At 68.7% G+C, this 7,269-nt stretch carries 6 protein-coding genes and 1 pseudogene; 3 read left to right on the top strand and 4 right to left on the bottom strand.

Annotated elements, in window-relative coordinates; translation table 11 throughout:
* A pseudogene (locus RTM68_RS09485) lies at positions 1–125 on the top strand (serine acetyltransferase); the annotation flags it as partial.
* 15 nt (positions 126–140) lie between these two features.
* Here the strand turns inward: RTM68_RS09485 and RTM68_RS09490 are convergent.
* A complete protein-coding gene (locus RTM68_RS09490; protein ID WP_312170344.1) occupies positions 141–551 on the bottom strand; it encodes a phage holin family protein in 411 nt (136 codons plus the stop codon).
* A gap of 109 nt (positions 552–660) precedes the next feature.
* The gene (locus RTM68_RS09495; protein WP_312170346.1) at positions 661–2,205 is read right to left on the bottom strand and encodes a CitMHS family transporter; all 1,545 of its coding nucleotides are present in this window, start codon (positions 2,203–2,205) and stop codon (positions 661–663) included.
* Positions 2,206–2,350: 145 nt separating this feature from the next.
* Between RTM68_RS09495 and RTM68_RS09500 the strand changes: the two genes are divergently transcribed.
* Positions 2,351–4,000: a sensor histidine kinase gene (locus RTM68_RS09500; RefSeq protein WP_312170348.1), complete on the top strand. Its 1,650-nt coding sequence runs from the start codon at positions 2,351–2,353 to the stop codon at positions 3,998–4,000.
* Positions 3,997–4,650: a response regulator gene (locus RTM68_RS09505; protein ID WP_312170349.1), complete on the top strand. Its 654-nt coding sequence runs from the start codon at positions 3,997–3,999 to the stop codon at positions 4,648–4,650. The genes RTM68_RS09500 and RTM68_RS09505 overlap by 4 nt, the downstream gene beginning before the upstream one ends.
* A 43-nt stretch (positions 4,651–4,693) precedes the next feature.
* On the opposite strand, the gene prfA is transcribed toward RTM68_RS09505, so the two are convergent.
* Together prfA and rho are read right to left on the bottom strand one after the other, a co-directional pair.
* Positions 4,694–5,773, bottom strand: a complete 1,080-nt coding sequence (gene prfA / locus RTM68_RS09510) for a peptide chain release factor 1 (protein WP_194764278.1) — start codon at positions 5,771–5,773, stop codon at positions 4,694–4,696.
* A gap of 11 nt (positions 5,774–5,784) precedes the next feature.
* A partial coding sequence (gene rho, locus RTM68_RS09515; RefSeq protein ID WP_312170351.1) for a transcription termination factor Rho occupies positions 5,785–7,269 on the bottom strand: 1,485 nt, incomplete at its 5' end.

Here is a 7,269-nt window from a genome sequence, read left to right on the forward strand (position 1 = left end):
ACGCCGTCGTGACGCGCGATGCGCCGGCCGACAGCATCCTGGTCGGCATCCCCGCGAAGGCGCGGACGCGCGTGCTCGGCGAGGACACCAAGGCCGTGCTCACCGCGCCCGAGTACTCGATCTGAGGCCTCGGGCGCCTGTCAGGCTGCTCGGCGATCCCGCGACTTCTCGACCTTCTTGCGCAGGAAGATCAACGGCAGCAGCACACTGCCGACCGCGGTGACGAGCCAGACGATCACGGCTCCGAGCAGCCAGCCGGTGACATCGACGATGCGCAGACCTCCGATGGGCAGCAGCACCACGATGACGAGGGCGATGAGCGTCGAGAAGATCCCGATCCCGCCCATCAGCACGGGTGCGTAGCGGTCGGCGATCCTGCTGACCCAGGGCGCCAGCACGCTCTGCAGCACGGCGAAGATGACGATGCAGACGACGAAGCCCCACCACTTGTCCCACTGGATCTGGAATCCGTCGAGGAGGAGATCCGCGGCGATGAGGCCGAGACCGGCGGACACGACGTACATGAGAGCGCGGAACAGGAACGTGATCACGCGCCGAGCATATCGCTCTCGCGCCGGGCAGCGGGGAACCGGGCTGGGCCCCGGTTCCCCGCTGTCGCATCACCGCCCAGGAGTAGCGGTCACCTCGCAGTGCTGTCGATCACTGGGCCACGAAGAACGGGATCGCACCGGACAGGATGCCGATTCCCAGCATCACGAGCGACACCACCGTCGCGCGCCACAGCACCTTCCGGTGGTGGTCGCCGAGGTTCACGCTCGCGAGCGAGACCAGCAGCAGGATCGCAGGCACGAGCGGGCTCTGCAGATGCACGGGCTGCCCGATGATCGACGCACGCGCCATCTCGACCGGATCGATGCCGAATGCCGCGGCGCTCTGCGCCAGCACCGGGAGGATGCCGAAGTAGAACGCGTCGTTCGACATGAAGAAGGTGAACGGGATCGACAGCAGACCGGTGATCGGGGCGAGGAAAGGTCCGAGCGCAGGAGGGAGGACGTCGGTGATCCACGTGGCCATCGCATCGACCATTCCCGTGCCCGACAGGACGCCGACGAGGACGCCGGCGGCGATCACCATCGACACGACGCCCACGATGCTGGGCGCGTGCGCGACGATCTCGGACGCCTGGTCCTTGATGCCCCGGAAGTTCACCAGGAGCGCGACGGCGGCGCCGACCATGAAGACGTACGGGAGCGGCATGATGTCGATCACCAGCAGGACCATGACGGCGACCGTGAGCGCCAGGTTGAACCAGATGAGCCGGGGCCGCAGCGTCGGCCGCGCGGGGTCGAGCATCGTGTCGGCCATGGCGGTGTCCGCGAGATCGACGCTCGCGGCGGAGACGGGACCGCGTCCTCCCGCGACGACGACGATGTTGCCGGTGCGCAGCGCTGCTCGTGCGCCGGGCTGCGCGTCGGATCCGCGGAAGAGCTTCGGAACGGTCGACAGCGCGCCGCCGTCGCCGCCCGTGAACGATGCGGAGGTGTCGAGGCGCCCGAGGCGACGACGCTCCCCCAATCCGAGCATCCAGGCGAATCCGAGCGTCACGAGGATGCCGACCCCGAGCGCCGGGAGCATCGGCACGAAGATGTCGGTCGGCTGCAGCCCGAGCGCCGTCGCCGCCCGCACCGTGGGTCCGCCCCACGGCACGATGTTCAAGGTGCCGTTCATGAGTCCCGCGACACAGGTGAGGACCACCGGACTCATCCCGAGCCGGAGGTAGATGGGCAGCATGGCCGAGGTCGTGATGATGAACGTGGTGGAGCCGTCGCCGTCGAGCGACACGGCGCCCGCGAGGATCGCGGTGCCGAGCACGACCTTCGCGGGATCGTCGCCGAGCAGTCGGGTGATCATGCGGATGAGCGGGTCGAAGAGACCGACGTCGATCATGATGCCGAAGAACATGATCGCGAACATCAGCAGGGCGGCCGTCGGAGCCATGGTGGCGATCGAGTCGAGGATCATGTCGCCGAGTCCGAGCCCCGCACCGGCGAACAGGCCGAACACGGTCGGGACGAGGATCAACGCGACCATCGGCGTGAGGCGTTTGGTCATGATGAGCGTCATGAACGCCAGAACCATCGTGAACCCGAGGAGGACGAGCAGCCACTCCGGCGGCACGAACGCCACGTCGTACGTGGGTGCCTCTTCTGCGGCCATGACCAGGCCGGTGAGTGCGTCGGGCATACGGTGACTCCTTCGTCGTCGCACCGTCGTCTGCGACGGATCCTGACGAGACTAGGCAATCCGTCGCACACGGGTGCGGTATCCCGCATTCCCTGTCGTTATGCGCGTAGCGTGACTTCTGCGCATATTGCGCGAAGGGAGCTCCATGTCGACGACGACCAGACCGCGATTCGCGACCCGGGCTCTGCTGCTGCACCTCGCGACGGTCGCCCTCGTCGTCGGGCTGTGCACGGGCGTCTACCTCATGCTCGCCGTTCAGCAGCTGCGCGCCGAAGCCGAGGCCACCGCGCTCGGCATCGCGAGGACGCTCGCGGAGGATCCGGATGTGCGGGCCGAGGTCACCCGGATCTCCGCCGCGAACGACTCGCCCGACGCCGACTCGCTCCGGCGCGGTGAGCTGCAGAGCATCGCCCTGGGCGTCGCGGATCGGACCGGTGCCCTGTTCGTCGTGATCACGGACGAAGACGGCATCCGTCTCGCCCACCCCACGAGCGCGAGGATCGGCGAGGTCGTGAGCACCCCCTTCGCGGAGGTTCTCGCAGGCAATGAGGTCGTCGACTGGCAGACCGGCACGCTGGGCGAATCCGCACGCGCCAAGGTTCCGGTGCTCGACGCGGACGGGTCTCCTGTCGGAGAGATCAGCGTGGGGTTCGAGCGCGCGGGCGTCTTCGACGATCTTCCGCCGCTGCTCACCGTGATCGGCCTCACCGCCGCCGGGTCACTGGCTCTGGCAGTACTCACCTTCCTGCTGCTCCGCCGCCGATGGGAGCGCCTGACGCTCGGCGTGCAGCCCGAGGAGCTCGTGGCGCTGGTGCAGAACCAGACCGCTGTGCTGAACGGCGTCGACGACGGCGTTCTCGCCATCGACACGAACGGGGTCGTGCGGGTGAGCAACGACGCCGCAGACCGGATGCTGGGTCTCGACTCGCCGATCGGTCGCCCTCTCGTCGACCTCGCACTCCCCGCCGCTGTTCTCGAGGCCGTCCGTGTCAGCCGGACTCGGTCCAGCGCGGTGGTGGACGAACGCGTGCTGTATCTCGACTCGCGCCCCGTCGTTCGTGCCGGACGCCCCCTCGGCGACGTGCTCGTCATCCGCGACCGCACCGACCTGATCGCCCTGACGGAGAGGCTGGAGACGGTCCGCACCATGACCGCCGCACTGCGCGTGCAGCGCCATGAGTTCGCGAACCGCATGCACGTCGCCGCGGGCCTGATCGACGCGGAGAGGATCCCGGACGCACGGGCTTTCCTCGGCGAGCTCGTCGAACGCGGATCCGTGGCGTTTCCCGTCGACGGGCTGGAGGCTCTGAGCGATCCGTTCCTGCAGTCCTTCCTCGGCGCCAAAGGCGTCGAAGCGGGTGAGCGCGGCGTCGCACTGCGCATCGCAGACTCGAGCCAGCTCATCGGCAGCGTCGCCGAACCCGAAGACGTCGCCGCCGTGCTGGGCAATCTCGTCGACAACGCGGTCACGGCGGCCGTCTCCGGATCACGCGTGCCGCGCTGGGTCGAGGTGGCGGTGTTCAGCGACGGTGACGCGCTCGTGTTCACGGTGGCGGACTCCGGCCCCGGTCTCGGCGACGTCGACCCGCTGTCACCCCGAGCACCCGACGACGATGCGGAGGATCGCGTGCACGGGCACGGCCTCGGCCTCCCGCTCTCTCGCGAGATCGCCCGCCGAGGGAACGGCGACCTCTGGATCATCGACCCCGGCGGCACCGAGCACGGCGCGGTGTTCGCCGCTCGTCTGTGCGGCGCCGTCTCCGACACGACCACGACCTTCGAGGAACGACCATGACCGAACCCCTCCGCGTTCTCATACTCGATGACGACTTCCGCGTCGGACAGCTGCATCAGGCCATCGTCGACGACCAACCCGGCTTCGCGGCTCTGGATCCCGTGCGCTCCGTCACCGAGGCGCGAGACGCCCTCGTGTCGCTGCGCCCCGATCTGCTCCTGGCAGACGTCTTCCTGCCCGACGGCGACGGCATCTCCCTGGTTCGGGACACCTCGGTCGATGCCATCCTGATCTCGGCGGCCGACGACGCGCCGACCGTACGCCGCGCGCTCAGATCGGGAGCCGTGGGCTACCTGCGCAAGCCGTTCGAGGGGCGCGCCCTGACCGGGCTCCTCGAGCGCTACGCGCGATACCGGAATCTGATCGCCGGCGAGCGTCCGCTGCGCCAGGAGGATGTCGACCGTGCACTCGCGATCCTGCACGGATCCGGCGAGCCGGTGTCCGTCTCCCGTTCCGCGACGGAGCAACTGGTGCTCGCAGCGCTCGGCGACGGCGAAGCGTCAGCTGCCGAGATCGGGGATCGCGTCGGGATCTCGCGTGCGACCGCCCAGCGTCATCTCGCGGCTCTGGCCGCGCGGACGGTCGTGGAGGTGCGGCTCCGATATGGAGCGACCGGACGCCCCGAACACAGGTACGCCGCCCGCACCTGATCCGGCGCTGCGGACGCCGGTCGGCGTCGCAGGCCGGTGCGGCTCAGGACTCGGAGCCGACCGCGGCGAGGCGGGCCTCTTCGTCGGCCTGGATCGCGCTTTCGATGATCGGCTCGAGAGCCCCGTCCATCACCTGGTCGAGGTTGTAGGCCTTGAATCCCGTGCGGTGGTCCGCGATGCGGTTCTCGGGGAAGTTGTACGTGCGGATGCGCTCCGAGCGGTCCATTCCCCGGATCTGCGACTTGCGAGCATCCGATGCCGCGGCGTCCAGCTCCTCCTGCTGCTTGGCGAGCAGCCGGGCGCGGAGCACGCGCATGGCCGCCTCGCGGTTCTGCAGCTGCGACTTCTCGTTCTGCATCGAGACGACGATGCCCGTCGGCACATGGGTGATGCGCACTGCCGAGTCGGTCGTGTTCACCGACTGGCCGCCAGGTCCCGAGGAGCGGAACACGTCGATCTTCAGATCGTTCTGATTGATCGCGATCTCATCCGGCTCATCGACCTCGGGGAACACCAGCACACCGGTGGTCGAGGTGTGGATTCGGCCCTGCGACTCGGTCGCGGGCACACGCTGCACGCGGTGCACCCCGCCCTCGTACTTCAGGTGCGCCCAGACGCCCTGCGCCGGGTCGGTCGACGACCCCTTGATGGCGACCTGGACGTCCTTGTAGCCGCCGAGGTCCGACTCGTTGCGCTCGAGCAGCTCGGTCTTCCAGCCCTTGGACGCCGCGTACTGGATGTACATGCGCAGCAGGTCGGCGGCGAACAGCGCGGATTCCGCGCCGCCCTCCCCCGCCTTGATCTCCATGATCACGTCGCGGGCGTCGTCGGGGTCGCGCGGGATGAGAAGGCGCCGGAGCTTCTCCTGCGCCGCCTGGACCCCGTCTTCGAGACCGGGGACCTCATCGGCGAACGCCTCGTCCTCACGGGCGAGCTCGCGCGCAGCCTCGAGATCGTCGACAGCCGCCACCCACGCATCGTGGGCGGAGACGATCCGAGAGAGCTCGGCGTAGCGACGGTTGACGCGCTTCGCCCGCGCGGCGTCGGCGTGCACCGCCGGGTCGGAGAGTTCCTCCTGCACCCGGCGATGCTCGTCGATCAGAGTCTGGACGGACTCGAACACGGCGGCTCCGCTCAGCGGATGTTGCTGTCGTGCCCGTGACCGCCGGCAGGCAGCGTCGGGATCGACTTCTGCATCTGCACCAGGAACTCGACGTTCGAGTGGGTCTCCTTGAGCTTGCCCAGGACGACCTCGAGCGCCTGCTGCTGGTCGAGACCCGCGAGGGCGCGACGCAGCTTCCAGGTGATCTTGACCTCGTCGGCGGACAGCAGCATCTCTTCGCGACGGGTGCTCGACGCGTTCACGTCGACTGCCGGGAAGATGCGCTTGTCGGCGAGCTGGCGCGACAGGCGCAGCTCGCTGTTGCCGGTGCCCTTGAACTCCTCGAAGATGACCTCGTCCATCTTGGAGCCGGTCTCGACGAGAGCCGTGGCGAGGATCGTGAGCGATCCGCCGTTCTCGATGTTGCGCGCGGCGCCGAAGAAGCGCTTGGGCGGGTACAGCGCGGAGGCATCGACACCACCCGAGAGCACACGTCCGGATGCCGGAGCGGCGAGGTTGTACGCACGACCGAGACGTGTGATCGAGTCGAGCAGCACGACGACGTCGCGGCCCAGCTCGACGAGACGCTTGGCGCGCTCGATGGCGAGCTCGGCGACTGTGGTGTGGTCTTCTGCCGGGCGGTCGAAGGTCGAGGCGATGACCTCGCCCTTGACCGTGCGCTCCATGTCGGTGACCTCTTCGGGACGCTCGTCGACGAGCACGACCATGAGGTGGACCTCGGGGTTGTTCTGCGCGATCGCGTTGGCGATCTGCTGCAGGACGATCGTCTTGCCGGCCTTGGGCGGCGCGACGATGAGGCCGCGCTGACCCTTGCCGATCGGAGCGACGAGGTCGATGATCCGCTGGGTCAGCTTCTCGGGCACCGTCTCGAGACGCAGGCGCTCCTGCGGGTAGAGCGGCGTGAGCTTGCCGAACTCGACGCGGGTGGCCGCGTCGTCGATCGAGAGGCCGTTGATCGAGTCGACCTTCACCAGGGCGTTGTACTTCTGACGTCCCTGCTGATCGCCTTCGCGCGGCTGCTTGATCGCTCCGACGATCGCATCACCCTTGCGCAGGTTGTACTTCTTGACCTGCCCGAGCGACACGTAGACGTCGCTGGGGCCGGCGAGGTAGCCGGTGGTGCGCACGAAGGCGTAGTTGTCGAGCACGTCGAGGATGCCCGCGATCGGGATCAGGACGTCGTCCTCGCCGATCTCGGTGTCGAACTCGTCGGTCGGTGCTCCGCCGCGGCGCTTGTTGCGCTGACGGTTGCGGCCGTTGCCCGACGACTGGTCGTCATCGGCAGGCTGCTGCTCGGGCTGCGTCTGGGCGTTGCCGTTCTGACCGCGTCCGCGGTTGCGGCTGCGGTTGCGGTTGCGTCCGCGTCCGCCCTGCTCGTCGCCGTCAGCGGAGTCTCCGGACGCCTCGGCGTTCTGGTTCGACCCCTGGCCGTTCTCGGCGGGTGCCGCCTCAGCGGGCTTCTCGGCGGCGGGCGCCTCGGCCTCAGCGGCGGGCTT

Source organism: Microbacterium sp. (assembly GCF_031988965.1).
GTDB lineage: Bacteria > Actinomycetota > Actinomycetes > Actinomycetales > Microbacteriaceae > Microbacterium.

Bases quoted from the DNA above. Each gene is read 5' to 3' on its own strand.
- RTM68_RS09495 (WP_312170346.1), bottom strand. From the start codon at position 2,205: ATGCCCGACGCACTCACCGGCCTGGTCATGGCCGCAGAAGAGGCACCC.
- RTM68_RS09500 (WP_312170348.1), top strand. From the start codon at position 2,351: ATGTCGACGACGACCAGACCGCGATTCGCGACCCGGGCTCTGCTGCTG.
- RTM68_RS09505 (WP_312170349.1), top strand. From the start codon at position 3,997: ATGACCGAACCCCTCCGCGTTCTCATACTCGATGACGACTTCCGCGTC.